The sequence below is a fragment of the Streptomyces sp. NPDC051636 genome, from assembly GCF_044453765.1.
GTDB lineage: Bacteria > Actinomycetota > Actinomycetes > Streptomycetales > Streptomycetaceae > Streptomyces.
The window spans coordinates 1-26305 of the sequence record NZ_JBITDA010000013.1 but is presented as its reverse complement, the minus strand read 5'-3'; the positions used below and the strand labels follow the sequence as shown (position 1 = coordinate 26305).

Below are 26305 nucleotides of genomic sequence, written 5' to 3'. Positions count from 1 at the left end.
AAGACCTAAAATGATCAATGTGTCCGAGCAGCACGCCCCCCGGTCCCTCATCGTCACGCTCTACGGCGCGTACGGCCGCTTCATGCCCGGCCCGGTGCCCGTCGCCGAGCTGATCAGACTGCTGGCCGCGGTCGGCGTGGACGCGCCCTCCGTGCGCTCGTCGGTGTCGCGCCTGAAACGGCGCGGCCTGCTGCTGCCGGCCCGGACCGCCGAGGGTGCGGCCGGGTACGAACTCTCCCCCGGGGCCCGCCAGTTGCTCGACGACGGCGACCGGCGCATCTACGCGACCACGGCCCCCGAGGACGAGGGATGGGTGCTCGCGGTGTTCTCGGTGCCGGAGTCGGAGCGGCAGAAGCGGCACGTGCTGCGCTCCCGGCTGGCCGGCCTGGGCTTCGGCACGGCGGCCCCGGGGGTGTGGATCGCCCCGGCCCGGTTGTACGAGGAGACCCGGCACACCCTCCGGCGCCTCGGGCTGGACCCGTACGTGGACTTCTTCAGGGGCGAGCACCTCGGGTTCGCGCCCACCGTCGACGCGGTGGCCCGCTGGTGGGACCTGGCGGCGATCGCCAAGGCGCACGAGGCGTTCCTCGACGAGCACGCCCCCGTGCTGCACGCCTGGGAGCGGCGCACGGCCACCCCGCCGGAGGAGGCCTACCGCGACTACCTCCTCGCCCTGGACTCCTGGCGCCACCTGCCGTACACCGACCCCGGGCTGCCCGCCCGGCTGCTGCCCGCCGGCTGGCCGGGGGCGCGCTCGGTGGCGGTGTTCCGGGGGCTGCACGAGCGGCTCAGGGACGCCGGGGCGGCCTTTGTCGGGGTGTGATCCCAACCACATCATGCGCCCCTAAGGTGTGAGCCACTCCCTGTCGCGTCTCGACGCGCTGGAGTCCGAGGCCGTGCAGATCATCTTCCGCGAGGCGGCGGGTGAGTCCGAGAACCCGGTGATCCCGTTCTCCGGGGCGAGGACTCCATCGTCATGCTGCATCTGGCGCCGAAGGCGTTCGCCCCCGCGGCGATCCCCTTCCCGCTGCCGCACGTCGACACGGGACACAACTTCCGAGGTCCTGGAGTACCGGGACCGTGTGGTCGCCGCAGGGCCGCGATGGTGATCGACCCGGCGGACGGCGCGACGCTCACCGCGGGCACGGCGGAGGCCGGCCGCCCAGGGTGAGGCGGGGCTTGGGGGCGTCCGTACGTCCGGTCCGCGGGCGGCGGCTGCCCGCCCGGTACGGCGCGGGCCAGACGACGCCCGGGCCCTCGTACCCCTGCTCGGCCGCCGCGTGCAGCGACCAGTGCGGGTCGTACAGGTGCGGGCGGGCCAGTGCGCACAGGTCCGTACGGCCGGCCAGGATCAGGGAGTTGACGTCGTCCCAGGAGGAGATCGCGCCGACCGCGATCACCGGGACGCCCACCGAGTTCCGGATGCGGTCGGCGAACGGCGTCTGGTACGACCGCCCGTACTCCGGCCTCTCCTCGGCGACCACCTGCCCGGTCGACACGTCGATCGCGTCGGCGCCGTGCGCGGCGAAGGCGCGGGCGATCTCCACGGCGTCCTCGCCGGTGGTACCGCCCTCGGCCCAGTCGGTGGCGGAGATCCGCACGGTCATCGGCTTCTCCTGCGGCCACACCCCGCGTACGGCGTCGAAGACCTCCAGCGGGAAACGGAGCCGCCCGGCGAGTGAGCCGCCGTAGGCGTCCGTGCGCAGGTTGGTCAGCGGGGAGAGGAAGCCGGAGAGCAGGTAGCCGTGGGCGCAGTGCAGTTCGAGCAGGTCGAACCCGGCGCGGGCGGCCCGCCGGGCGGCGGCCGCGAACTGCTCGCGGATGTCCGTCAGCTGGGCGCGGGAGAGCCGGCGCGGGGTCTGGCTGCCCGGCTTGTACGGCAGCGGGGAGGCGGCCACGAGCGGCCAGTTGCCGTCGGGCAGCGGCTCGTCGATGCCCTCCCACATCAGCCTGGTCGAGCCCTTGCGGCCGGAGTGGCCGAGCTGCACGCCGATCGCCGTGCCGGGCGCGTGCGTGTGCACGAAGTCGGTGATCCGCCGCCAGGCCTCGGTCTGCCGGCCGGTGTAGAGGCCGGTGCAGCCGGGGGTGATCCGGCCCTCCTCGCTCACGCACACCATCTCGGTCATCACCAGCCCGGCGCCGCCGAGGGCCCGGGCGCCGAGGTGGACGAGGTGGAAGTCGCCGGGGACGCCGTCCTTGGCCGAGTACATGTCCATGGGCGACACGACGACCCTGTTGCGCAGGGTCAGGCCGCGCAGCCGGAACGGGGTGAACATCGGGGGCGTGCCGGGCGGGCAGCCGAACGCGCGCTCCACGGCCTCGGTGAAGTGGGCGTCGCGCAGCCGGAGGTTGTCGTGGGTGACGCGGCGGCTGCGGGTGAGGAGGTTGAAGGCGAACTGGCGGGGCGGCTGGCCGAGGTAGAGCCGGAGGTTCTCGAACCACTCCAGGCTGGCGCGGGCGGCGCGCTGGGTGGAGGCGACGACGGGCCTGCGCTCCTCCTCGTAGGCGGTCAGCGCCTCGGTCAGGGACGGCTGTTCCTCCAGGCAGGCGGCGAGGGCGAGGGCGTCCTCGACGGCGAGTTTGGTGCCGGAGCCGATGGAGAAGTGGGCGGTGTGGGCGGCGTCGCCGAGGAGGACGACGTTGCCGTACGACCAGCGGTCGTTGACGACCGTGCGGAAGGTGGTCCAGGCGGACCTGTGGGAGCGCAGCGGGCGCCCGCCGAGCGCGTCGGCGAATGTCTTGGCGCACCGCTCGAGGGACTCCTGTTCGTCCATCTCCTCGAACCCGGCGGCCCGCCACACCTCCTCGCGCATCTCCACGATCACGGTGGAGGCCTCGGCCGCGTAGGGGTAGCCGTGCAGCTGCATCACGCCGTGCTCGGTCTCGGCGATCTCGAAGCGGAAGGCGTCGAAGGCGAAGTCGGCGGCGAGCCAGATATAGCGGCAGTGGTGGCTGGCCACATGGGGCCGGAACACATGGGCGTAGGCCTCGCGGGTGGTGCTGTGCACACCGTCGGCGGCGATGACGAGGTCGTACGCCTCCGAGAGCCGGGCCGGGTAGGGCGCCTCGCTGGAGAAGCGCAGGTCCACGCCGAGGGAGCGGCAGCGCTCGTGCAGGATCTCCAGCAGCCGGTGCCTGCCCAGCGCGGCGAAGCCGTGTCCTGAGGAGGTGTGCCGGGTGTTCCGGTGGACGATGTCGATGTCGTCCCAGCGGACGAAGTCCCTCTGGAGGGCCTCGTAGACCACCGGGTCGGCGTGTTGGATGCCGCCGAGGGTTTCGTCGGAGAGGACGACTCCGAACCCGAAGGTGTCGTCGGGGGCATTGCGCTCCCAGACGGTGACCTCGCGGGACGGGTCCAGGCGTTTGAGCAGCGCCGCCGCGTACAGGCCCCCGGGACCGCCACCGATGACCGCGACCTTCACGGCCGGGTCACCTCCCCCGCCACTTCGGCGGGCGCTTCTCGGTGAAGGCCGCGTGGAACTCCGCGTAGTCCTCGCCGTTCATCAGCAGCGCCTGGGTGGCGGCGTCCAGCTCGACGGCCGCCGACAGGGGCATGTCCAGCTCGGCGGTGAGCAGGGCCTTGGTCTGGGCGTGCGCGAGGGCCGGGCCGTCGGCCAGGCGGCGGGCCAGGGCCCGCGCGGCCGCGTCGGCGCCGCCCTCCTCGGCCAGTTCGCTGATCAGGCCGATCCGCTCGGCCTCCGGCGCCCGCACCGGCTCGCCCAGCATCAGCAGCCGGGTGGCGTGTCCGAGGCCGACGACCCTCGGCAGCAGGTAGGCCGCGCCCATGTCGCCGCCGGAGAGGCCGACCCGGGTGAAGAGGAAGGCGAAGCGGGCGCTCGGGTCCGCGACGCGGAAGTCGGCGGCCAGCGCCAGCACGGCTCCCGCCCCGGCCGCCACCCCGTGCACGGCCGCGATCACGGTGAACGGGCACTCCCGTACGGCCCGGACGACCTGCCCGGTCATCCGGTTGAAGTCGAGCAGCTGGGCGGTGTCCATGGCGAGGGTCGCGCCGATGATCTCGTCGACGTCACCGCCGGAGCAGAAGCCGCGCCCCTCGCCGGCCAGCACCAGGGCCCGGACCGACCGTTCCCGGGACAGCTCGGCGAGCAGGTCGCGCAGGTCGGCGTAGGCGCCGAAGGTGAGGGCGTTGAGCTTGTCGGGGCGGGCCAGGGTGACGGTGGCGACCCCGTCGGCGAGCTCGACGCGCAGGTGCTCCCAGTGGGAGGTGCGGGCGGCGGAGCCGGTGAAGGGACTCATGACGTGCGGCCTCCTCGGGGGCGGCGGTGCCTCACGTAGCTCTGCTTGGCTCTACCCCGAGAAGCTATCACCTATTTGTGACTATCGTCACGACTACGCGACAGCACGTGCCCGCGCCCCCGGGTCCGGTCACGTCCGTCACGGGACGTCGACACTCCGGTAACAGCGGGACCAGGGGCGCGAGGCCGGGCGCTGGACCGGGTAAGCCGCCCGGTACCGGGGCCGAAGGCTCCGTGCGGTGCCCGTCGAGGAACGCTGTAGCCGGGCCCCGTACCATTTCTGAGGTTGAAAGCAGGACAGCCTGCTCCATGAACGGACCCGCCTTGTACGAACGCCCCTCAGCCCCCGCCTCCTGGCGCATCGCGCTGCCGCACACCGCCGCCGCGGTGCCCGTGGCCCGTGCGCTGGTCCGCACGGCGCTGGCCGAGCAGGAGCACGCGGCCGACTGCGACACCGCGGAACTGCTCACGGCGGAACTGGTCGCCAACGCGGTGGAGCACACCGCGGGCACCGGCCCGATCGAACTGGTGGTGGAGGTGGCGCCGACCGGCTGCCGGGTCGAGGTGCACGATCCGGACCCGGCGCCGCCCGGCCGTCTCACCCGTGCCGTCATCGAGGAACCCGATCCCTGGCAGGAGGGCGGGCGCGGCCTGCTGCTGATTCAGGCCCTCAGCTCGTCCTGCGGTCACCGGCCCACCGAGGCGGGGAAGGCGGTGTGGTTCAGACTCCCTGTGGTACCGGCTCAGCGGCGTCCGGCGTGACCTGGGCCCCGGCCGCCTCGGCGGCGGCCAGCCGCGAGTTCCGGCGCCCGTGGAGGGCGTGCGACCTGGCGAAGTGGATCAGGCCAGGGTGGCGACCAGGATCGCCTTGATGGTGTGCAGCCGGTTCTCCGCCTCGTCGAAGACGACCGAGTGGGCGGACTCGAAGACCTCGTCGGTGACTTCCAGCGCTGCCAGTCCGTAGGTCTCGTGGATCTCCTGTCCCACCTTGGTGCCGAGATCGTGGAAGGCCGGCAGGCAGTGCAGGAACTTCACGTCCGGGTTGCCGGTCGCGCGCAGCACGTCCATGGTCACGGAGTACGGCGTCAGCGCGCCGATGCGCTCGGCCCAGACCTCTTTGGGCTCGCCCATGGAGACCCAGACGTCGGTGGCGACGAAGTCGGCGCCGGCGACACCTTCGGCGATGTCCTCGGTGAGCAGGACGCCGGCACCGCTGCCCTCGGCCAGTTCGCGGGCCCGGGCGACGACGTCGTCGGCGGGCCAGTACTCCTTGGGCGCGACGATGCGCACGTCCATGCCGAGCAGGGCGCCGGTGACCAGGTAGGAGTTGCCCATGTTGAAGCGGGCGTCGCCGAGGTAGGCGAAGCTGATCCCGCTGAGCGGCTTGGCGCAGTGCTCCGTCATGGTCAGCACGTCGGCGAGCATCTGGGTGGGGTGCCAGTCGTCGGTGAGGCCGTTGTAGACGGGGACGCCCGCGTACGCGGCCAGCTCCTCGACACGGGCCTGGCTGTCGCCCCGGTACTCAATGGCGTCGAACATCCGGCCGAGCACACGCGCGGTGTCCTTCACCGACTCCTTGTGCCCGATCTGCGAGCCCGACGGGTCGAGGTACGTCGTCGAGGCGCCCTGGTCGGCGGCGGCGACCTCGAACGCACAGCGCGTGCGCGTCGAGGTCTTCTCGAAGATAAGCGCGATGTTCCTGCCCCGCAGGTACTGCGTCTCGGTCCCCGCCTTCTTGGCGGCCTTCAGCTCGGCGGCCAGCTCGACCAGACCGAGGAACTCCTGCTCGGTGAAGTCCAGCTCCTTGAGGAAGTGGCGGCCGGCGAGGGCGGTCGGGACTGTCGCCATGGGGGCGCTCCGGGGGGACGGGAACGGGGAACTCTGGAAGTCTATACGATGCTCGACATTTCTATACGGCCGCCCGTTCGACGGGACAGCTCATGCAGCGCGGGCCGCCGCGTCCCCGCCCCAGCTCGCTGCCCGGGATCTCGATCACCTCGATGCCCTGCTTGCGCAGATGGGTGTTGGTGGTGGAGTTGCGCTCGTAGGCGACGACGACCCCCGGCTCGACCGCCAGCACGTTGCAGCCGTCGTCCCACTGCTCACGCTCGGCGGCGTGCACGTCCTGGGTGGCGGTGAGCACCCGGATCTCGCTCAGGCCCAGCGCGGCGGCGATCGCGCGGTGCATGTGCTCGGCCGGGTGGTCGGTCACCTTGAGCTCCTTGTCGCCGACGCCCGGTTCGATGGTGTACGAGCGGAGCATGCCGAGCCCGGCGTACTGGGTGAAGGTGTCGCCGTCGACCATGGTCATCACGGTGTCGAGGTGCATGAAGGCACGCCGCTTGGGCATGTCGAGGGCCACGATCGTGCCGGCGGAGCCCGCCGCGAACAGCTTGTGGGCCAGCATCTCCACGGCCTGCGGAGTGGTGCGCTCGCTCATGCCGACGAGGACGGCGCCGTTGCCGATCACCAGGACGTCGCCGCCCTCGATGGTGGACGGGTAGTCGGCCTGCCCCCGGGACCAGACGCGGAACGTTTCGTCACGGAAGAGCGGGTGGTGCCGGTAGATCGCCTCGAAGTGCACGGTCTCGCGCTGCCGGGCGGGCAGGCGCATGGCGTTGATGGCGACCCCGTCGTAGATCCAGGCGGAGGTGTCGCGGGTGAAGAGGTGGTTGGGGAGCGGGCCGAGGAGGAAGTCGTCGAGGTCCATCACATGGAAGCGGACGGAGGTCGGCTCCGCGTGCGCCTCCAGGAACTCCCGCTTGGTCATGCCGCCGACCAGGGCCTCGGCCAGTTCCCGCGCGGGCAGGGACTCGAAGGTGGCCCGCAGGTGGTCGGTGGCGAGGGGACCGTACTCCTTCTCGTCGAAGACCCGGTCGAGGACGAGCGATCTCGCCTCGGGGATGTCCAGGGTCTCGGCGAGCAGGTCGCCGAAGAGGTGGACGGTGACCCCGCGGTCGCGCAGCACGTCGGCGAACCCGTCGTGCTCGGCGCGCGCCCGGCGCACCCACAGCACGTCGTCGAAGAGGAGGGCGTCCTTGTTGCTGGGGGTGAGCCTTTTGAGCTCCAGATCCGGCCGGTGCAGGATGACGCGGCGCAGCCGCCCGGCCTCGGAGTCGACATGGAATCCCATGCCTCCATCCTGACCACCGGCTTCTCGTTTCACCCTCGCATTTCACCTTCTTGTTCTCGTCCCACTGACGACAATCCTGGTCGGCCGACTCCTCAGATCGCCGTGCACGGCACGGGCCAGCGCCGGATCCGCGGTGGCAGGGTCACCGCCCAGCCCTCGGTGATCAGCGCCAGGCGCTCGGCCGCCAGCAGGTCGGTGGCCGTTCGCCGGGCGGAGTCCAGTGCGGCGAGGGGCGTCGGCTCCAGCAGCGTACGGAAGGCGGCGACCAGGTCGGGGTGGTCGAGGGTGAGCCGGGCCGCGCTGCCGGGCTGCCTGCGGTCGAGGACGGTGACGAAGTCCGGGCCGCGCCGGTGGTAGAGCAGCCCGTGGGAGTGGCCGGCGCGCCAGTCGCGCAACTCGTCCGCCTCGCCCGGGTGTTCCCCGGGGGGCGGTAAGTGGCGCAGGTGCCGGACGTCGTACGGGATCTCCGCACCGGCCGCCTCCCAGGCGACGGTGAGGCCCAGCCCCTGGCACTCCCGCAGGAACCGCACCGCCTCCGCCGTCTCCCGGCCCCCCGCACCCAGCCGCAGCGGCTCGGTCACCTCGACCCAGCGGCCGGTGACGCGGTGCGGGACGGCGGTGGGCAGCCCGGTCATCCGGCCACCCCGGTGCCGTCGGGCAGGCGGACCGGCGCGTCCCAGGTGGGCAGGGAGACGTATGTCCGGCCGTCACGGAACAACAGGCCGAGGCAGAGGGCTTCTTCGAGCCAGGCCGTGAGCGCAGCGGCGGGGACGTCGTGGCCGTCGGCGGTCAGCAGACGGCGCAGGGCGGGCTCCGTGCGGCCGTCCTCCAGGCGGCGCAGGGCGGTCGCGGGCCAGCCGGTGAAGCGGTGGGTGGTGGGCGGCCGGCCGTGCCGGCGGTCGTGCACCAGGAGGTCGGCGCCGTCCTCCTCGTACTCCAGGCGGGAGTGCGCGTGTCCGGCCCGCCACTCGGCGACCGCCTCCTTCAGGCGCCGCTCGACCGGGCCGCCGATGCCGGCGTCCTCGGTGTCGAACAGGTAGACCAGGTCGGTGAGTTCCTCCTCGGGCAGGTCGTAGACGTGCCGGTACATCTCGGCCGGGCGCCGCTTGCCGAAGCCGAGGCCCGGGTCGGTGAAGTGCGGGCTGAACCGCTCCAGCTGGATGCGGTGGGCGCCGCTGGGCGGCTGGAGGTGGACGAGCGCCGGGAGCTGGTCGATCACCGGGTCGTAGTCCTCGGCGGTCTCGCCCGGGAAGCCGTAGAGGAGGTTCCAGGAGCAGGTGAGCGAATGGTTCTCGCACTCCCTGAGCGTGCGGACGTTGCGGGCGCCGGTGACGCCCTTGTCCATCAGGTCGAGGACCCGGCTGCCCAGGCTCTCGATGCCGGGCTGGATGTGCACGGTGCCCGAGCGGCCGAGGAGGCCGATCTGGTCGCGGGTGAGGTTCGACTTGACCTCGTAGTGCAGCCGCAGGTCCCAGCCGCTGTCGACGACGCGGGGCAGGAAGTCGCGGAAGTACGCCATGTCGATGATGTTGTCGACGGTGACGACGTCGAGGATGCGGTGGCGCCTGACGAGGTGGTCGATCTCGTGCCACAGCCGCTGACCCGGCTTGGCGCGGAAGGCCATGGACGAGCCGTTGAGCCCGCAGAAGGTGCAGTGGTGCTTCTCGCCCCACCAGCAGCCCCGCGCCCCCTCGACGACCAGCTTCGGATGGACGTACTCCACCACCGGGGAGGCGTCCAGCGCGGCCTGCCACTGGTCGTAGTCCGGCGAGGGTATGTCGGCCGGCGCCACCGTGCGCCGGGTCTCGGTGTTGGCGCGGGACGTGTCGCCGTCCCACCAGCACAGGCCGGGTACGTCTGCGGGGGGTGTGCCCTCGTCCAGGTGGCGTAAGAGGGCGGGGAAGGCGTACTCCCCCTCGCCGCGCACCACGTGGTCCACGAAGGGATGGTTGCGGTGCAGGGCGTGTCCCATCGGCCCGTCGCAGTTGCTGCCGCCGAAGACGACGGTGAGCCCGCGGCGGCGGCGCTTGAGCTCCCGGGCCAGGGCGAGCGAGGCGACGTTCTGCATGAAGGTGCTGGTGAACCCGACGACATCGGGCTCGGCCGCCAGCACCTCGGCCGCGCACCCGGCGATGAACTCCGCCGCGTACGGGCGCATGGCGAGGGCGGTGTCGATGAAGACGCCCCGCTCGGCCGCGTAGTCCCGCAGTCGCGCCTCGCCCCAGCCGGGGTCGTCGTACAGGACGCCGGAGAAGACCCAGTCGCCGAGGCCGTGGAAGATCGAGTCGCTGCCGACCTCCACGTAGTCGCCGGGCCGCAGCCGTCCGCCGGAGCGTTCCAGCAGGAACTCCGCCCAGCGCAGCGAGCCGTGGAACTCGCTCACCTCGTCACACGGGCGGGCCTGCCGCACCAGCCGGTGCAGCAGGCCCAGTTGCAGCGAGGGCAGGTCGATCGGATGCCAGGGCATCGTCACCAGATGGATACGCATACCGGTCAGCGGGTCGGCCGCTTCTCCAGGATCGCCGGCCGGCGACTGGTGCTCCGGTCGTCCTCGCGGACGACGACCTTCTTGATCTCCATGTGCACCACTCCCCAGGGACGCGTCGCTTCGAACACCCTTGCGCCATACGGGAGTCCACCATATGGACGGTTACCTGTGTGGCACAAGGGTGTTCTGGGACACCTCGCGGGCGGGATTCACCGTCCGGGGTTCACAGTCGGGGGTCCACCGGCTCCGACTCCAGCGCGAGCACGCCGAACACCGCCTCGTGCACCCGCCACAGCGGCTCACCGTCCGCGAGCCGGTCCAGCGCCTCCAGGCCCAGCGCGTACTCACGGATCGCGAGGGACCTCTTGTGGCCCAGGAACCGCTGCCGCAGCCGGTCGAGGTGGTCCGGGCGGGTGTACTCGGGTCCGTAGATGATCCGCAGGTACTCGCGGCCCCGGCACTTGATGCCCGGCTGGACCAGCCGGCCGTTCTCTGCGCGCACCACCGCGCCGACCGGCTTGACGACCATGCCCTCGCCGCCCCGGCCGGTCATCTCCAGCCACCAGTCGACACCCGCCCGCACCGACTCCGGATCGCCGGTGTCGACGTACAGGCGCCGCGTGGTCTGCAGCAGCCCGGTGCCGTCGTGCTCGACGAGCCGGTCGATCAGCGCGAGCTGCTCGTCGTGCGGCACGGCGGCCAGACTGCGGCCCTGGACGGCGAGGAGCTGGAACGGTGCCAGCCGTACGCCGTCCAGGCCGTCGGTGGTCCAGCAGTAGCGCCGGTAGGCGTCGGTGAACGCGGCGGCGTCGGCGGCCCGTTCCCGCTGCCGTGCCAGCAGCGCGGTGACGTCGACCCCGCGCGCCGCCGCGCCCTCCAGGGCGGCCAGGGCGGGCGGGAACACCGCGCCGGAGGCGGCGCCCACGGCCGCGTACTGCGAGCGCAGCAGGCCGGACGCCTTCAGCGACCACGGCATCAGCTCGGCGTCCAGCAGCAGCCAGTCGGTGGCGAGTTCCTCCCACAGACCGGCCGCGTCGGCCGCCGACCGCACGCGTCCGAGGATCTCCTCGGTCACCTCCCGGTCGTCGAAGAAGGGCCGGCCGGTGCGGGTACAGAGCGACCCGGTGGGCCCGTCCACGCCGAACCGCTTCCGCGCCACGTCCGCGTCCCGGCACACCAGCGCGACCGCCCGGGAGCCCATGTGCTTCTCCTCGCACACCACCCGCGCGACGCCGTCCTGCGCGTACTGCGCGAAGGCCTCGGCCGGGTGCTCGAGGTAGCCGTCGACGTGCGAGGTGGCGGTCGGCGCCATGGTCGGCGGGAGGTACGGAAGCAGTCGCGGGTCCACCGCGAACCGGCTCATGACCTCCAGGGCCGCCGCCGCGTTCTCCTCGCGGACCGAGACCCGCCCCGCGTGCCGGGTCTCCACGATCCGGCGGCCGTGCACGTCCGCCAGGTCCAGCGGCCGCCCGTCGTGCCCGCCGGGCGCCTCGCTGCGCAGCGGCTTGGCCGGCTCGTACCAGACCCGCTCGGCCGGTACGTCGACCAGCTCGCGCTCCGGCCAGCGCAGCGCGGTCAGCTTGCCGCCGAAGACGGCGCCGGTGTCCAGGCAGATGGTGTTGTTCAGCCACGTGGCCTCCGGGACCGGAGTGTGGCCGTACACCACGGCCGCACGGCCCCGGTAGTCCTCCGCCCAGGGGTAGCGCACCGGCAGGCCGAACTCGTCCGTCTCGCCGGTGGTGTCGCCGTACAGCGCGTGCGAGCGCACCCGCCCCGAGGTCCGGCCGTGGTACTTCTCCGGCAGACCGGCGTGGCAGACGACGAGCCGTCCGCCGTCGAGGACGTAGTGGCTGACGAGCCCGTCGAGGAACGCGCGGACCCGCTCCTTGAACTCCTCGCTCTCCCCCTCCATCTGCGCGACGGTCTCGGGGAGCCCGTGAGTGAGCTGGACCTTGCGGCCCTTGAGGTAACGCCCGTACTTGTTCTCGTGGTTGCCCGGCACGCACAGCGCGTTGCCGGACTCGGCCATCCCCATCACCCGGCGCAGCACGCCCGGGGTGTCCGGGCCCCGGTCGACGAGGTCTCCGACGAAGACGGCGGTACGGCCCTCCGGGTGGACGCCGTCGGTGTAGCCCAGCCTGGCGAGCAGGGCCTCGAGTTCGTTCGAGCAGCCGTGGACGTCGCCGATGATGTCGAAGGGACCGGTGAGGTGGGTGAGGTCGTTGAACCGCTTCTCGGTGACGACGGTGGCGTTGTCGACCTCGTCCACGCCCCGCAGCACGTGCACCTTGCGGAAGCCCTCGCGCTCGAGGTGCCTCAGGGATCGCCGGAGTTCGCGGATGTGCCGCTGGATGACGCGGCGCGGCATGTCGGCCCGGTCGGTGCGGGCCGCGTTGCGCTCGGCGCACACCTCCTCGGGCACGTCGAGCACGATGGCGATGGGCAGCACGTCGTACTTCTTGGCCAGGTCGATCAGCTGCCGGCGGGCGTCCTGCTGCACGCTGGTGGCGTCGACGACGGTGCGGCGGCCGGCGGCCAGCCGCTTGCCGGCGATGTAGTGCAGGACGTCGAAGGCGTCCCGGGACGCGCTCTGGTCGTTCTCGTCGTCGCAGACCAGACCGCGGCAGAAGTCGGACGAGATCACCTCGGTCGGCTTGAAGTGCCTGCGGGCGAAGGTGGACTTGCCCGATCCGGAGGCGCCGATCAGCACCACGAGGGAGAGGTCGGTGACGGGCAGGGTGCGCCCCTTCACCTGCGGCTCGGTGGTCATGCGGCCTTCGCCTCCTTCTCGTTCACGTTCCTGATCTCGAACACGGCCATCTGGGTGGGCGGTCCCACCTCGGGGTCGTCGGGCCCGACGGGCCGGAACTCCACGCCGTAGCCGTGCCGTCCGGCCACCGCCTCGGCCCACGCCCGGAACTCCTCCCGGGTCCACTCGAACCGGTGGTCGCCGTGCCGGACATGCCCGGCCGGGAGGGTCTCCCAGCGCACGTTGTACTCGACGTTCGGCGTGGTCACGAGGACCGTCCGGGGCCGGGCGGAGCCGAACACCGCGTACTCCAGGGCGGGCAGCCGGGGCAGGTCGAGGTGCTCGATCACCTCGCTGAGCACGGCGGCGTCGTAGCCCTTGAGCCGGTTGTCGGTGTAGGCGAGGGAACCCTGGAGGAGGCGGACGCGGGACGCCTGCCGCTCCCCCAACCGGTCCAGCTTCAGCCGCCGGGAGGCGATGGTGAGCGCCCGCATCGACACGTCCACGCCGACGATCTCCGTGAACCGCACGTCCTTCAGCAGTGCCTGCACCAACTGGCCCTGGCCGCAGCCGAGGTCGAGCACCCGGGCGGCGCCGCACTCCCCCAGCGCCTCGATGATCGCGTCCCGCCGCTGCACGGCGAGCGGGGTCGGCTTCTCCTCCGTCTCCCCCTCGTCCGCGACGGCGTTGTCGATCGCCTCGACCTCGGTGTCGTCCGCCTCCGCGAGCCGCACCAGCTCCAGCCGTTCCCTCGCCTGCCGGGTCAGCGACCAGCGGCGGGACAGATACCGGCTGGTGATCAGCTGCTGCTCCGGGTGGCCGGGCAGCCAGCCCTCCCCGGCCCGCAGCAGCTTGTCGACCTCGTCGGACGACACCCAGTAGTGCTTGGCGTCGTCGAGGACGGGCAGCAGCACGTACAGGTGCCGCAGCGCCTGCGCGAGGGTGAGCTCCGAGCTCTCCAGCACGAGCCGCACGTACCGCGACTCCCCCCACTGCGGGAACGCGGCGTCCAGCGCGACGGGTTCGGCGGTCACCGCCCAGCCGAGCGGCTCGAAGAGGCGGCGTACGAGGGCGGGGCCGCCGCGGGCGGGCAGCGCGGGCACCTCGATGCGCAGCGGCAGCGGCTCGGCGGCCCGCTCGGGCCGGGCGTTGCACACCCCGCGCATCGCGCTGGAGAAGACGCCGCTCAGCGCCACGGCGAGCAGCGAGGAGGCGGCGTACGGCCGGTCGTTGACGTACTGCGCGAGCGCCGCGTCGGGAGCCCCGCCACGCCCCTTGCCCTTCCCGCGCCGCACCAGCGCCACCGCGTCCACTTCCAGCAGCAGCGCCGCCGTGCAGCGCTCGGCGGCGGCCTCGGGGTAGAGGACGTGCGCCGTGCCGTAGGAGGTGGAGAACGCCTGCGCCTTCTCGGGGTGCTTGTGCAGCAGGAAGCCGAGGTCGGTGGCGGGGCGTTCCGGGGTGCCGGTGGTGCCGATGGTCAGGAACATGCCCCGAGTCTCCCGGGCTCAGCCCTCGGTGACCAGCGGTTTTCATAACGGGCGGAGCCGTCTCCCGCGGGGACGGGAACTCCGCCCGCGCGATGCGGTCAGGACAGCTGCGACTGGACCTGGGCGGAGATCAGCTCCAGGTGGCCGAGGTCGGCGAGGTCGAGGATCTGGAGGTAGATGCGCCGGGAGCCGATCTCGGCGTACCGGCCGATCTTGTCGACGACCTCGGCCGGGGAGCCCGCCAGGCCGTTGGTCTTCAGCTCGTCGACCTCGCGGCCGATCGCGGCGGCCCGGCGGGCGACCTCCTGGTCGTCCTTGCCGACGCAGGCGACGAGGACGTTGGAGTACGTCAGCTCGTCCCGGCGGCCGGCCTCCTCGGCGGCGGCGCGCACCCGGCCGAACTGGCGCTCGCTGTCCTCGACCGAGGCGAACGGCATGTTGAACTCGTCGGCGTACCGGGCGGCCAGCCGCGGGGTGCGGGTCGCGCCGTTGCCGCCGATCAGGACCGGGATCTTCTCCTGGGCGGGCTTGGGCAGCGCGGGCGAGCCGGTGAGGTCGTAGTACGCGCCGTGGAAGTCGAAGGTGTCGCCGGCCTTGGTCTGCCACAGCCCGGTGACGATGGCCAGCTGCTCCTCGAGGCGGGCGAACCTCTCCCTCGGGAACGGGATGCCGTACGCCTTGTGCTCCGCCTCGAACCAGCCGGCGCCCAGGCCCAGTTCGACCCGGCCGCCGGACATCTGGTCGACCTGCGCGACCTGGATGGCGAGCACGCCGGGCAGCCGGAAGGTGCCGGCGGTCATCAGCGTGCCGAGACGTATGCGCTTGGTCTCCCGGGCGAGGCCGGCGAGGGTGATCCAGGCGTCGGTGGGGCCGGGGAGGCCGTCCACGTCGCCCATGTGGAGATAGTGGTCCGAGCGGAAGAACGCCTCGAACCCGAGGTCCTCGGTGGCCTTTGCCACGGTGAGCAAGGTGTCGTAGGTGGCCCCCTGCTGGGGCTCGGTGAAGATTCGGAGGTCCATGCCTCCATCCTGCACGGCTGCGGTCCCGTCAACCCCACCGGTACCGGGCCGTCCCCGTCCGCGCGAACGGGGACGGCCGGAGCCGGGACGTCACGCCCTCATCCCGCCTCCCTCTCCGGCAACGCCTCCTCCCTGGCCGCCAGCTTCCGCAGCATCTCCAGGACGCGGTCCCGGGATTCGTCCGCCGCGTCGATCGCCTCCATGCACTGCCAGTACGTCGCCTCGTCGGCCGCGGCGCTGGCGATGCCGACGAGGGCGATGCCGACCTCGCCGAGCAGGCCGCCCAGGCACAGCAGGGTCCGGCGGGCGTCGTCCAGCTCGGTGAGCTGGGCGGCGCGCAGGTCGCCGGGGTCGAGGGCCGGTGTGTCCAGGACGCCGCAGCCCCGGCCCGCCAGCTCGGTCAGGCCCAGTGCCTCACCGCGCAGTTCCGGTGGGCCGGAGACCGCGAGTCGACTGCCGATCGCCTGGGCCAGGGCCTGTGCCTGCCACACCTCCGTCAGGGTTTCCGGTACCTCGCCGCTGGCCGCCAGGGCACGCCTGCTCGTCACGATGAGTCGCACCGCGTCCATGCGCTGCCCCCGTCCGTCCGACGTGCTCTCGCACGTCCGTCCGCCCGAACTCACCTTCTTCACTACCCAGAGTGAAGGGTGTTGAGACGAAAAGCCAGAGGAAGACGGAAATCTGCGGACAACAATTCGGATTCGGCAGGCTTTTTGACTCCGGAGAGTAAGAACGGAGTAGGGCACTCCGGCATGTGACGCTCCGTGTTCGACGCCGCGCGCGTGGCGGGCCTACGCGCCCCCGCCTCCCGGCGCCGGGAACCTCCGCTCGTTCCGGTCGATCTTCGCGTCCAGCGCGGCCAGCGGGTCGATGCCGAGCACCTCACACAGCTGGAGCAGATAGGCGAGCACGTCGGCGACCTCGTCCGTGACGCGGTGCGCCGTGTCGGCGTCGTCCATGACGCGGGCCGACTCCTCGGGCGTCAACCACTGGAAGATCTCGACCAGTTCGGAGGCCTCCACACTGAGGGCGGCCACGAGGTTCTTGGGGGTGTGGTACGGCTGCCAGTTCCGCGCGGCCGCGAACTCGGCCAGCCGGCGCTGCAGTTTCGCCAGGTCCAGGTGTTCCGTCACGGTTCCAGGTGTACCACCGGGATGCCGTCCGCCCGCGGCGGCGAGGACGGGTCGGTGACCCTCCTGGGAAACCGGACATACCCGCCCCGGACTCCCGTCAGCGCGCCGGCTCCACCACCGTGACGCCCTCCACTCCCGCGGCCCAGGACGCGTCGCTGACCGTCCCGAGGAACCGGATGTGCCCCGCTCCGCAGGTCCACACCGCGAGCCGCAACAGCTCCGCCCGCTGCCGGCTGTCCAGCGCCCGGTCCAGACCGTCGGCGAGGACGGTGAGCGTCCGCATGGCCGGGGGGATCTCGCCGGGCGGGTCGACGTCCAGGACGCCCGGTCCCGTGAGGAGGACCAGGGCCAGCGCCAGGAACCTGAGTTCGCCGTCGCCGAGCCGCCCGAGCTGCGTACGGATGCCGTCGCCCCGGTCCAGGACCGCGCGGACGGTGCCGTCGCCGAGCGGTTCGGCGAGCAGGTCGGTGACGGGGCCCGCGCATCCGGCGCGTACCGCCGCGACCAGCTGCGCGTGCCGGCGGCCGCACTCGGACCGGGTGCGCCACAGGACGTCGGCGAGGTTGTCGCAGCCGGACAGGAGCCGGCCGGAGCCCATGGGGACGGCGGCCCGCATCCCGTCGGGCCGGGGGTGGCAGGCGAAGACGGAGCGCAGGGCGACGACCACCTGTTCGGCGGCGGCGAGCACCTGGCGCTGCCCGTCCGTCTTGCCGGCCACCCGCAGCGGAAGCAGCGGCGTGCCCAGCCGGTCGTCGGGGAGCGGGGCGCGGGTCACCGGCGACGAGCCCGCCGTGTGCCAGGCGGCCTGCACCGTCCTGCGCCCCGGATCGCGCAGGGCCGTCTCGAGCAGGACCACCCCGCCTGCCGTCAGCCGTTCGCCCACGATGCGCAGTTCCGGTTCCGCCTGTACGGCGACGTCGAGCCGGACCGGGCCCTCGGCGCCGTCGGCCGTACAGCCGATGCGGAAGCCGCGGCGCCGCTGCGCATCGGGCCGGGCCCGCTCCGGCACGCAGGCGACCGGGTCCGGGAACACCTCCGCGAGCGGGGCGCCGCCTCCGAGCCGGGCCAGCGCCTCGTACGCCTCCAGCGCCGTCGACTTGCCGCTGCCGCTGGGCCCGGCGACGAGGGTGAGCGGCCCGAGCGGAAACCGGGCCCTGCGGTGCCCGGCGAACGCGGAGAGCCGCAGCTCGGTGAGACGCGGCCGGTCCGGGAACTCGACGCCGCCCCCGGTACGGGCCGGGTCCGCCGGCGCTACGGGCGGGACCAGCGCGGGCGCCCGTCGCCGGTCGGCGGCGGACGGCGGGGGGTTCGGCGGCCGGGTCGCCCCGGCCCGGGGGCCGGGATCGGCAGCCCCGGTGGGCGGCGGGACGGATGCGGACGAAGCGGAGGACACGGCCATGTCCGGACCGTAGGGCTCCGCCGGCACGGCGAACCGTTCCGTCCCCAAGACCTTCCTACGATCGGGGGACCAGGGACGCTGCCAGGCGCCCTGGGAGTTTCCCGCGCCGCAGGCCCGGGCTCACGTGCCCGACATCCCCGCCCCCTCCATCAGCCCGCTGACCTCCGTACCCGGCGGAGTGAGCAGGAACACGTTCCGGTCGACGCGGTGCATCCCGCTGCCGAGACCGAAGACGACGCCGGTGCTGAAGTCCAGGACGCGCTTGGCGACCTCGGTCTCGGCGCTGGACAGGTCGAGCAGGACGGGAACGCCCGCCATGAGCGTCTCGGCCACTTCGCGGGCGTCCGCGAACACGTTGACCCGCAGGACCACGAACCGGCGGCGGGTCTCGGTCTCCGCGTCCGGCAGGGACCGGTGGCCGACCGCGGACGGCCAGGCGTCACGGCCCCGCAGCGGCACGACCTGGGCGAGCCCTTCCCACTGTTCATCGGTGACGTCGTAACGGTTCACCGGCTCCCCCCGACCTGACTCGCACTCATTGCCTGCACCGGTCAATTCTTACGCCAAGTCACCCGTTCGGCCCAACAGCGACACGAAGCGCGACCGATCCGCCGGCCGCGTTCAACCACAAGGCGGGACATGGGAGAAATCATCCGTCCACACCGTTCTCCCCCGGTTCCTGCCGGACCGAGGCTTCTTACCGCTCTCACACCGGACTCTTCACCTCCAGCCGGGCGGGCGGTTCGCCGCCCCCCCGCCCGGGCGTCCGCGTCCGGCTGCGCGCCTTCACCGCGGACCCGCAGACGCTGTCCAGCCACGACGTGCGGCTCGCCGAGGCGGGGCGCTGGGGAACGTCAGGCCGTCGCGCGCGAGAAGCGGAGCGTGGCGGCCACCGTCGTCAGGCCCCGCATCATGCCGAGCTGGTTCCAGGCCATGCCGAACTCGTCGCGGTCCACGGTGAACTCCGTCTCCAGCGTGAGCGCGTCCGCGGCCACGCCCGTCAGGCGCGCGGTGAGGTTCTGCGGCCTGCTGATGCCGCGGACGGTCAGCTGACCGGTGATGTGCACGGCGTCGCCGTCGCGGAGTTCGGCGCCGCGGACGGCGAAGGTGATCTCCGGGTGGTGGTCGGCGTCGAAGAAGTCGGCCGAGCGCAGGTGGGTGTCGCGCTTGGCGTTCCCCGTGTCCAGGGAGGCGGCGTCCAGGGTCACGGTGCCGGTGGCGGAGCCGTCGGCCGCGACCGTGCCCCGGCCGCCGACGGTGGTGAAGGTGCCCTTCACGGTGACCAGACCCCAGAAGGTCCGGTGGCGCAGGGCAACGGCGGAGGCGGTCGGGTCCAGCTGCCAGAGACCTGTTTCCACGGCAACGGTCATGGGGGTGCTCCACTTCGACGGTTCAAGGTTGGTTCAAATTTGGACGAGCTCACGCTAGCCCATCATCCAAATTTGAACAACAGGTAGGATCGCTGTCATGGCCGCCCGTGACGAGCACCCCGCCGACCAGCCCGAATGCCCTTCGACGGAGGGCGGCGGACTGCTCCCGGACGAGCTGCGCGCCTGGATGGTCCTGCTGGCGGCAACGGGGGCGGTGGAGCAGCGGCTGCGCTCGGTGGTGAAGGAGGCCCTCGACGTCTCGCACGACGAGTTCCTGATCCTCTGCCTGCTCGCCGAGCAGCCGGGAGGCCTGCGCATGACCCGCGTCGCCGACCTCCTGGGCCGCCCCAAGACCCGGCTCACCTACCAGATCGCCTGCCTCCAGCACGCCGGCCTGGTCACCCGCAAGTCCGTGTGCGGCGACAGGCGGGGCGTCGAGGTCACCCTCACCGACAAGGCCCGCAGCCGCCTGCGGGAGACCTCCGTCCTGCTCGCGGAGACCGTCGGACAGGCCCTCGCCCAGACCATCGGCCCGACCCAGCGCGCGGCCCTGTGCGCGCTGGTTCCGGACCTCGCGGACGAGGCGCCCTGACCGCCCGGAACCGGCCGTACGGGCCCGGGGAGGCCCAGGTCACAGTCGACGCGAGGGCAACGTCACAACCCCTGCGCTGCTCTCACGCAAGCGCCCTGCCCTAGCATCCGAGCCATGACGGTCCTGCCTGACGACGGGCTCTCACTGGCCGCCGAGTTCCCTGACGCGACACACGAGCAGTGGCAAGCCCTGGTCGAGGGTGTGCTGCGCAAGTCGGGCAAGGAAGTCTCGGGCGCGGCAGCTGAGGACGCCCTGTCCACCACGCTGGAGGACGGGCTGCGCACCCGCCCCCTGTACACCGCGCGCGATGCCGCGCCCGACCCCGGCCTGCCCGGTTTCGCCCCGTTCGTACGCGGCGGCCGCCCCGAAGGCAACACCGCGGGCGGCTGGGACGTACGCCAGCGGCACGCGGCGGCCGAGGACGGCGCGGTCCTGACCGACCTGGAGAACGGCGTCACCTCGCTCTGGCTCGTGGTGGGCGAGGGCGGCATCCCGGTGGCCTCGATCGGCCGGGTCCTGGACGGGGTCTACCTCGACCTGGCGCCGGTCGTGCTCGACGCGGGCCGGGACGTGGAGGCCGCCGCGGAGGTGCTGCTGCGGCTGTACGACGACAAGGGCGTCGACCCGAAGGCGGTGCGCGGCGGTCTCGGCGCCGACCCGCTGGGGTACCAGGCCCGCACCGGCACCGCCCTGGACTTCGCGCCGGCCGCCGCGCTCGCCAAGCGGTGCGCCGAGGACTACCCGGGGCTGCGCGCGCTCACCGTGGACGCGCTGCCCTACCACGAGGCCGGCGGCTCGGCCGCGCAGGAGCTGGGCCTGTCCCTGGCGACCGGTGTCGCCTACCTGCGGGAGCTGACCGAGGCGGGCCTCACCGTCGAGCAGGCCTGCGGGCAGCTGGAGTTCCGGTACGCGGCCACCGCCGACCAGTTCCTGACCATCGCCAAGCTGCGCGCGGCGCGTCGGCTGTGGGCGCGGGTGGCGGAGGTGTGCGGGGCGCCGGGCGCGGGCGCGCAGGTGCAGCACGCCGTGACCTCGCCGGTGATGATGACCCGCCGCGACCCGTGGGTGAACATGCTGCGCACGACGGTGGCCACGCTGGCCGCCGGGGTGGGCGGCGCCGACTCCGTGACCGTGCTGCCGTTCGACCACGCGCTGGGCCTGCCGGACGCGTTCGCCCGCCGTATCGCGCGCAACACCTCCACGATCCTGGTCGAGGAGTCCCACCTGGCCCGGGTGATCGACCCGGCGGGCGGCTCCTGGTACGTGGAGCGGCTGACCGACGAGCTCGCCGAGGCGAGCTGGCGGTACTTCCGCTCGATCGAGGGCGACGGCGGCCCGGCCGCCGCCCTGCGCTCCGGGCGCATCCGCACGGACCTGGCGACGACCTGGGCGGAGCGCTCGAAGAAGCTCGCCAAGCGGCGCGAACCCATCACCGGCGTCAGCGAGTTCCCGCTCCTGGCCGAGAAGCCGGTGGAGCGCGAGCCCGCCCCCGAACCGCCGTCCGGCGGGCTGCCGCGGGTGCGCCGCGACGAGGCGTACGAGGCCCTGCGCGCCCGCTCCGACGCCCACCTCGCGGCGACCGGCGCCCGTCCCCGGATCTTCCTCGCCACGATCGGACCGGCCGCCGCCCACACCGCGCGCTCGACGTTCGCCGCCAACCTGTTCCAGGCGGGCGGCATAGAGCCGGTCACCAAGGGCCGCTTCGAGGACAGCGGTGCCACCGAGGCCGTGCTGTGCTCCAGCGACGCGCTCTACGCGGAGCGGGCCGAGCAGGTCGCCGAGTCCCTGAAGGCCTCGGGCGCCCGGCACGTGTTCCTGGCGGGCCGTCCCGCCGAGTACGCCGGCGTCGACAGTCACGTCTTCGCGGGCTGCGACGCCGTCGCCGTCCTGTCCGCGACCCTCGACCGCATGGGAGTGTCCTGATGGGAATCCCCGACTTCTCCGGCATCGAGCTGGGGACGCCGGCCGTCGACGGCAGTGCCGAGGAGTGGCGTACGGCCGTCAAGCGGGCCGCCGGCGCCGAAGAACCGCTCTGGGAGACGCCCGAGGGCATCGGCGTGAAGCCGCTGTACACCGGCCGTGACCTGGAGGGCCTGGACTTCCTGGGGACGTACCCGGGCATCGCGCCGTACCTGCGCGGCCCGTACCCGACGATGTACGTCAACCAGCCCTGGACGATCCGCCAGTACGCGGGCTTCTCCACCGCCGAGGAGTCCAACGCGTTCTACCGGCGCAACCTGGCGGCCGGCCAGAAGGGCCTGTCGGTCGCCTTCGACCTGCCCACCCACCGGGGCTACGACAGCGACCACCCGCGGGTGACCGGTGACGTCGGCATGGCGGGCGTGGCCATCGACTCCATCTACGACATGCGGCAGCTGTTCGACGGGATCCCGCTGGACAAGATGACGGTGTCGATGACGATGAACGGCGCCGTGCTGCCGGTGCTGGCGCTGTACATCGTGGCGGCGGAGGAACAGGGCGTACCGCCGGAGAAACTGGCCGGGACCATCCAGAACGACATCCTCAAGGAGTTCATGGTCCGCAACACCTACATCTATCCGCCGAAGCCGTCGATGCGGATCATCTCCGACATCTTCGCCTACACCTCCCAGCGGATGCCCCGCTACAACTCCATCTCCATCTCCGGCTACCACATCCAGGAGGCGGGCGCGACGGCCGACCTGGAGCTGGCCTACACGCTCGCGGACGGCGTGGAGTACCTCCGGGCGGGCCGGGAGGCGGGCCTGGACGTGGACGCGTTCGCGCCCCGGCTGTCGTTCTTCTGGGCGATCGGCATGAACTTCTTCATGGAGATCGCCAAGCTGCGCGCGGCCCGGCTGCTGTGGGCCAAGCTGGTCAGCCAGTTCGACCCGAAGAACAGCAAGTCGCTGTCCCTGCGCACGCATTCGCAGACCTCGGGCTGGTCGCTGACCGCGCAGGACGTGTTCAACAACGTCACGCGGACGTGCGTGGAGGCGATGGCGGCGACCCAGGGCCACACCCAGTCGCTGCACACCAACGCCCTGGACGAGGCCCTCGCGCTGCCCACCGACTTCTCGGCGCGCATCGCCCGCAACACCCAGCTGCTCATCCAGCAGGAGTCCGGCACGACCCGGGTCATCGACCCGTGGGGCGGCAGCGCGTACGTGGAGAAGCTGACGTACGACCTCGCCCGCAAGGCCTGGGCGCACATCCAGGAGGTCGAGCAGGCGGGCGGCATGGCGCAGGCCATCGACGCGGGCATCCCCAAGCTGCGCGTGGAGGAGGCCGCGGCCCGCACGCAGGCCCGCATCGACTCCGGGCGGCAGCCGGTGATCGGCGTCAACAAGTACCGGGTGGACAGCGACGAGCAGATCGAGGTCCTCAAGGTCGACAACTCCTCCGTGCGCGCCCAGCAGATCGAGAAACTGCGGCGGCTGCGGGAGGAGCGGGACGAGACCGCCTGCCGGGACGCGCTGGACGCGCTGACCCGGGCGGCCGACGGCGACGGCAACCTGCTGGAGCTGGCGGTGCACGCGGCCCGCGCCAAGGCCACCGTCGGCGAGATTTCCGACGCCCTGGAGAAGGTGTACGGCCGGCACGCGAGCCAGATCCGTACGATCTCCGGCGTGTACCGCAACGAAGCAGGGGAGTCGCCGTCCGTGGACCGCACCCGTGCCCTGGTGGACGCGTTCGAGGAGGCCGAGGGGCGCCGGCCGCGCATCCTGGTCGCCAAGATGGGCCAGGACGGCCACGACCGCGGCCAGAAGGTGATCGCCACCGGCTTCGCCGACCTCGGCTTCGACGTGGACGTCGGCCCGCTGTTCCAGACGCCGGACGAGGTGGCCCGCCAGGCGGTCGAGGCGGACGTGCACGTGGTCGGGGTGTCGTCGCTGGCCGCCGGTCACCTCACCCTCGTACCGGCGCTGCGCGAGCGGCTCGCCGAGGAGGGCCGCGAGGACATCATGATCGTGGTTGGCGGGGTGATCCCGCCGCAGGACGTGCCGGTGCTGCTGGAGATGGGCGCGGCGGCCGTGTTCCTGCCCGGGACGGTGATCCCGGACGCCGCGTACGACCTGGTGAAGCGGCTGTCGGCCGATCTCGGCCACGATCTGTAGAGCCCCATGGCAGCGATCGATCTCGACACGTATGTGAAGGGTGTGCTCGAGGGGAAGCGGGCCATCGTGGCCCGCGCCATCACCCTCGTCGAGTCCACCCGGCCGCAGCACCGGGCGCTGGCACAGGAGTTGCTCACCGAGCTGCTCCCGCACAGCGGCCGGGCGCGGCGGATCGGCATCAGCGGCGTGCCGGGCGTGGGCAAGTCGACGTTCATCGACGCGTTCGGCACGCTGCTGACCTCGCTGGGGTACCGGGTGGCGGTGCTGGCCGTGGACCCGTCCTCGACCCGCACCGGCGGCTCGATCCTGGGCGACAAGACCCGCATGGAACGCCTCGCGGTGGACCCGAACGCCTTCGTCCGCCCCTCCCCCAGCGCGGGCACGCTGGGCGGGGTGGCGAAGGCGACCCGGGAGTCCATGGTGGTCATGGAGGCGGCGGGCTACGACGTGATCCTGGTGGAGACCGTCGGCGTCGGCCAGTCGGAGACGACGGTCGCCAACATGGTGGACTCCTTCCTGCTGCTGACGCTGGCCCGCACCGGCGACCAGCTCCAGGGCATCAAGAAGGGCGTCCTGGAGCTGGCGGACGTGATCGCGGTCAACAAGGCGGACGGCCCGCACGAGCGCGACGCCCGGGCCGCCGCCCGCGAACTGGCGGGCGCGCTGAGGCTGATGCACGGCAAGGACGCCTTCTGGACGCCGCCCGTGCTCAGTTGCAGCGCGCGTGAGTCGACCGGCCTGGACACCGTCTGGGAGCGGCTCGAACAGCACCGCACCCTGCTGGACTCCACCGGACGGCTCGCCGCCAAGCGCCGGGACCAGCAGGTCGACTGGACCTGGGCGATGGTCCGCGACGAACTCCTCGGCCGGCTGCACGCCGATCCGGCGGTACGGGAGGTCGCGCCCGGTCTGGAACAGGCGGTGCGGGAGGGCTCGTTGACGGCGACATTGGCGGCGGAACGGATTCTGGGGGCGTTCCGGGGGACGACCGGCTCCCCCTGACGGGACCGTCGCGCGCGGCATTCCACGGAGCGGTGATCGCCTCCTCGGCGGTCACCCCGGCGCGACACCGCCGGTGAGCCCGCGGGCAGCTCGCCGAGAGCGGACGTGCCGCCCGGCCCCGCCCCGGGCGGCACCCGGGAACTGTGGGCTCCACCACCGCACCCGTGAACCCGGCCTGATCCACTGGCCTGATGCGAAGATCCACCCCCTTGCCCTTCTCCTCGCCGCGTGCGCCGCGCTGACCGCCTGCGACGTCCCGGGCACCCACGGCACACCGGCCTCGGACGGCGACCTGACCGACGAGAGCCGCCCGCCGGACTCCTGCGGCGGCCCCGGCGGAGTTCTCCCCGCTGACGGCCGAGGACTTCGCGCGCTCCCGGTCAGGGTTGCCCACCGCCGCGTGGCGCCACATGGAAGTCGAACGCGAGGGTCCCGGGGTCGAGGGCCGTCGCCCCGCCGTCGACGGTGAGCACGGAGCCGTTGACGTACGACGCCGCCGGAGAGAGCAGCCAGCCGATCGTCTCCGCTATCTCACGCGGCTCGCCCGGCCGGCCCATGGGAAGGAGCCTGGTCGCCTCCTCGTAGGCGGTCTCCACGGTGCCGTCCTCCAGGCGCGCTTCCTCGGCGAAGCGCGCCATGCGCCGGTCGGCCATCTCCGTCCGTACCCAGCCGGGGCAGACGACGTTGGCGCGTACCCCCTGACGTCCGTAGTCGACGGCGACGGAGCGGCACAGCTGCAGCAGCGCCGCCTTGGACGTGGCGTAGGGGGCGTTGCTCGCGCCGTTGCGCAGTGCGGACACCGAGGCGACCGCGACCACCGATCCGCCCGTGTCCAACAGCTGCGGGATCGCCGCACGCAGGAGCAGCAGCGGGCCGGTGACGTTGGTGCGCATCACCTCGTCCCAGTCCCGCAGCGACAGGTCCCCGACAGCGCCGCCGCGCCCGATGCCCGCGTTCAGCACGAGGCCGTCGAGCCGGCCGTGGGCGGCCAGGGCCGTGCGGACGAGGCCGTCGGCGGCGTCGGGGTCACCCACGTCGGAGGGATACGCCAACGCCCCGGTCTCCCGGGCGAGACGTCGCAGCGGTTCGGTCCGCCGCCCGGAGACGACCACGTGGTGGCCGCCCTCGCACAGCAGCCGGGCGGTGGCCTCCCCGATGCCCGTACCGCCGCCGGTCACGATGACAACTCGCCTGTCCGTCACTGTCGTTCAGGCTCCCCTCCGAGATCAGCAAGCGCGTCCGATCTTAGACCGGGCGGACTCGAGGGGGCGATCCTCCGGCCAAGCCAGGCGGGACAGACCTGGCCGGTCACGCGATGCGGTCGGCGGCCTCGGCGTCGCCACGCCGGGAAGGCGGCCGTGTCAGTCGATGCCCCGGACGATGTGGGACTCGGCCGGATCCTCGTCCACCCCGGCCAGGTGCAGCACGGGTGCTTGGGCTTCTTGCTGGTGGTCGCGGTTCATGGCTTCCTCCTCGGGTGAGGGATCAGTAGCGGTAGTGGTCCGGCTTGTACGGGCCCTCGACGTCCACGCCGATGTACGCGGCCTGCTCCGGGCGCAGCGTGGTGAGCCTGACGCCGA

Annotated in this window: 23 protein-coding genes and 1 pseudogene; 7 read left to right on the top strand and 17 right to left on the bottom strand. The window is 72.5% G+C overall.

Translation table 11 applies throughout. From position 1 onward, the window contains the following. The first annotated feature begins 10 nt into the window (after positions 1 to 10). Together ACIBBH_RS22715 and ACIBBH_RS22710 are read left to right on the top strand one after the other, a co-directional pair. Entirely contained in the window at positions 11 to 823 is an 813-nt protein-coding gene (locus tag ACIBBH_RS22715) for a PaaX family transcriptional regulator C-terminal domain-containing protein (RefSeq protein ID WP_399407307.1), read from the top strand. A gap of 28 nt (positions 824 to 851) precedes the next feature. Further along, a pseudogene (locus ACIBBH_RS22710) lies at positions 852 to 1091 on the top strand (phosphoadenosine phosphosulfate reductase family protein); the annotation flags it as partial. Between the two features lie 42 nt (positions 1092 to 1133). On the opposite strand, the gene ACIBBH_RS22705 reads toward ACIBBH_RS22710, so the two are convergent. Together ACIBBH_RS22705 and ACIBBH_RS22700 are read right to left on the bottom strand one after the other, a co-directional pair. Further along, positions 1134 to 3422 (bottom strand): bifunctional salicylyl-CoA 5-hydroxylase/oxidoreductase, encoded by a 2289-nt coding sequence (locus tag ACIBBH_RS22705; RefSeq protein ID WP_399407305.1) that lies wholly within the window; start codon positions 3420 to 3422, stop codon positions 1134 to 1136. Positions 3423 to 3429: 7 nt separating this feature from the next. After that, entirely contained in the window at positions 3430 to 4257 is an 828-nt protein-coding gene (locus tag ACIBBH_RS22700; protein ID WP_399407303.1) for an enoyl-CoA hydratase family protein, read from the bottom strand. 308 nt (positions 4258 to 4565) lie between these two features. Here ACIBBH_RS22700 and ACIBBH_RS22695 point away from each other — a divergent pair, with 308 nt between their 5' ends. After that, entirely contained in the window at positions 4566 to 5018 is a 453-nt protein-coding gene (locus tag ACIBBH_RS22695) for an ATP-binding protein (protein ID WP_399407301.1), read from the top strand. A gap of 78 nt (positions 5019 to 5096) precedes the next feature. Here the strand turns inward: ACIBBH_RS22695 and argF are convergent, their stop codons facing one another. From argF to ACIBBH_RS22630, 13 genes are all read right to left on the bottom strand, one after another. After that, on the bottom strand, positions 5097 to 6104 hold the full coding sequence (gene argF, locus ACIBBH_RS22690) for an ornithine carbamoyltransferase (RefSeq protein ID WP_399407299.1): 1008 nt from the start codon (positions 6102 to 6104) through the stop codon (positions 5097 to 5099). Positions 6105 to 6165: 61 nt separating this feature from the next. Continuing rightward, the gene (locus ACIBBH_RS22685) at positions 6166 to 7389 is read right to left on the bottom strand and encodes an arginine deiminase (RefSeq protein ID WP_399407297.1); all 1224 of its coding nucleotides are present in this window, start codon (positions 7387 to 7389) and stop codon (positions 6166 to 6168) included. A 92-nt stretch (positions 7390 to 7481) separates the two neighbouring features. Further along, positions 7482 to 8024: a DUF5825 family protein gene (locus ACIBBH_RS22680; protein WP_399407295.1), complete on the bottom strand. Its 543-nt coding sequence runs from the start codon at positions 8022 to 8024 to the stop codon at positions 7482 to 7484. After that, the gene (locus ACIBBH_RS22675) at positions 8021 to 9877 is read right to left on the bottom strand and encodes a RiPP maturation radical SAM C-methyltransferase (protein ID WP_399407293.1); all 1857 of its coding nucleotides are present in this window, start codon (positions 9875 to 9877) and stop codon (positions 8021 to 8023) included. The genes ACIBBH_RS22680 and ACIBBH_RS22675 overlap by 4 nt, the downstream gene beginning before the upstream one ends. 5 nt (positions 9878 to 9882) lie before the next feature. Continuing rightward, positions 9883 to 10005 carry a hypothetical protein gene (locus tag ACIBBH_RS22670; protein ID WP_399407291.1) on the bottom strand — a complete coding sequence of 41 codons (123 nt, stop codon included), beginning with the start codon at positions 10003 to 10005 and terminating at the stop codon, positions 9883 to 9885. A gap of 95 nt (positions 10006 to 10100) precedes the next feature. Then, complete coding sequence (locus ACIBBH_RS22665; protein ID WP_399407289.1) at positions 10101 to 12647, bottom strand: polynucleotide kinase-phosphatase; 2547 nt, start codon at positions 12645 to 12647, stop codon at positions 10101 to 10103. Further along, positions 12644 to 14113, bottom strand: a complete 1470-nt coding sequence (locus ACIBBH_RS22660) for a 3' terminal RNA ribose 2'-O-methyltransferase Hen1 (protein ID WP_399407287.1) — start codon at positions 14111 to 14113, stop codon at positions 12644 to 12646. The genes ACIBBH_RS22665 and ACIBBH_RS22660 overlap by 4 nt, the downstream gene beginning before the upstream one ends. Positions 14114 to 14211: 98 nt before the next feature. Then, complete coding sequence (locus ACIBBH_RS22655) at positions 14212 to 15132, bottom strand: LLM class F420-dependent oxidoreductase (RefSeq protein WP_399407285.1); 921 nt, start codon at positions 15130 to 15132, stop codon at positions 14212 to 14214. Between the two features lie 98 nt (positions 15133 to 15230). Then, positions 15231 to 15701 carry a DUF6099 family protein gene (locus tag ACIBBH_RS22650; RefSeq protein ID WP_399407283.1) on the bottom strand — a complete coding sequence of 157 codons (471 nt, stop codon included), beginning with the start codon at positions 15699 to 15701 and terminating at the stop codon, positions 15231 to 15233. Positions 15702 to 15923: 222 nt separating this feature from the next. Next, entirely contained in the window at positions 15924 to 16265 is a 342-nt protein-coding gene (locus ACIBBH_RS22645; RefSeq protein ID WP_399407281.1) for a nucleotide pyrophosphohydrolase, read from the bottom strand. Between the two features lie 97 nt (positions 16266 to 16362). Further along, entirely contained in the window at positions 16363 to 17664 is a 1302-nt protein-coding gene (locus tag ACIBBH_RS22640; RefSeq protein WP_399407279.1) for an AAA family ATPase, read from the bottom strand. Positions 17665 to 17784: 120 nt separating this feature from the next. After that, the gene (locus ACIBBH_RS22635; RefSeq protein WP_399407277.1) at positions 17785 to 18174 is read right to left on the bottom strand and encodes a cell division protein SepF; all 390 of its coding nucleotides are present in this window, start codon (positions 18172 to 18174) and stop codon (positions 17785 to 17787) included. A gap of 344 nt (positions 18175 to 18518) precedes the next feature. Continuing rightward, positions 18519 to 19034, bottom strand: coding sequence for a YceI family protein (locus ACIBBH_RS22630; RefSeq protein ID WP_399407275.1), 516 nt, complete (start codon positions 19032 to 19034; stop codon positions 18519 to 18521). A gap of 97 nt (positions 19035 to 19131) precedes the next feature. Here ACIBBH_RS22630 and ACIBBH_RS22625 point away from each other — a divergent pair, with 97 nt between their 5' ends. The 4 genes from ACIBBH_RS22625 (at position 19132) to meaB (ending at position 24725) form a co-directional block, all read left to right on the top strand. Continuing rightward, the gene (locus ACIBBH_RS22625; protein ID WP_399407273.1) at positions 19132 to 19626 is read left to right on the top strand and encodes a MarR family winged helix-turn-helix transcriptional regulator; all 495 of its coding nucleotides are present in this window, start codon (positions 19132 to 19134) and stop codon (positions 19624 to 19626) included. Positions 19627 to 19740: 114 nt separating this feature from the next. Continuing rightward, positions 19741 to 21549: a methylmalonyl-CoA mutase family protein gene (locus ACIBBH_RS22620; RefSeq protein WP_399407271.1), complete on the top strand. Its 1809-nt coding sequence runs from the start codon at positions 19741 to 19743 to the stop codon at positions 21547 to 21549. Then, entirely contained in the window at positions 21549 to 23723 is a 2175-nt protein-coding gene (scpA, locus tag ACIBBH_RS22615; RefSeq protein ID WP_399407269.1) for a methylmalonyl-CoA mutase, read from the top strand. The genes ACIBBH_RS22620 and scpA overlap by 1 nt, the downstream gene beginning before the upstream one ends. Positions 23724 to 23729: 6 nt before the next feature. Further along, positions 23730 to 24725: a methylmalonyl Co-A mutase-associated GTPase MeaB gene (gene meaB / locus ACIBBH_RS22610; RefSeq protein WP_399407267.1), complete on the top strand. Its 996-nt coding sequence runs from the start codon at positions 23730 to 23732 to the stop codon at positions 24723 to 24725. A 380-nt stretch (positions 24726 to 25105) separates the two neighbouring features. Here meaB and ACIBBH_RS22605 read toward each other — a convergent pair whose 3' ends face one another. Then, positions 25106 to 25927: an SDR family NAD(P)-dependent oxidoreductase gene (locus tag ACIBBH_RS22605; protein WP_399407265.1), complete on the bottom strand. Its 822-nt coding sequence runs from the start codon at positions 25925 to 25927 to the stop codon at positions 25106 to 25108. 283 nt (positions 25928 to 26210) lie between these two features. Continuing rightward, the coding region (locus ACIBBH_RS22600) for an adenosylhomocysteinase (protein ID WP_399407603.1) at positions 26211 to 26305 on the bottom strand (95 nt) is incomplete at its 5' end.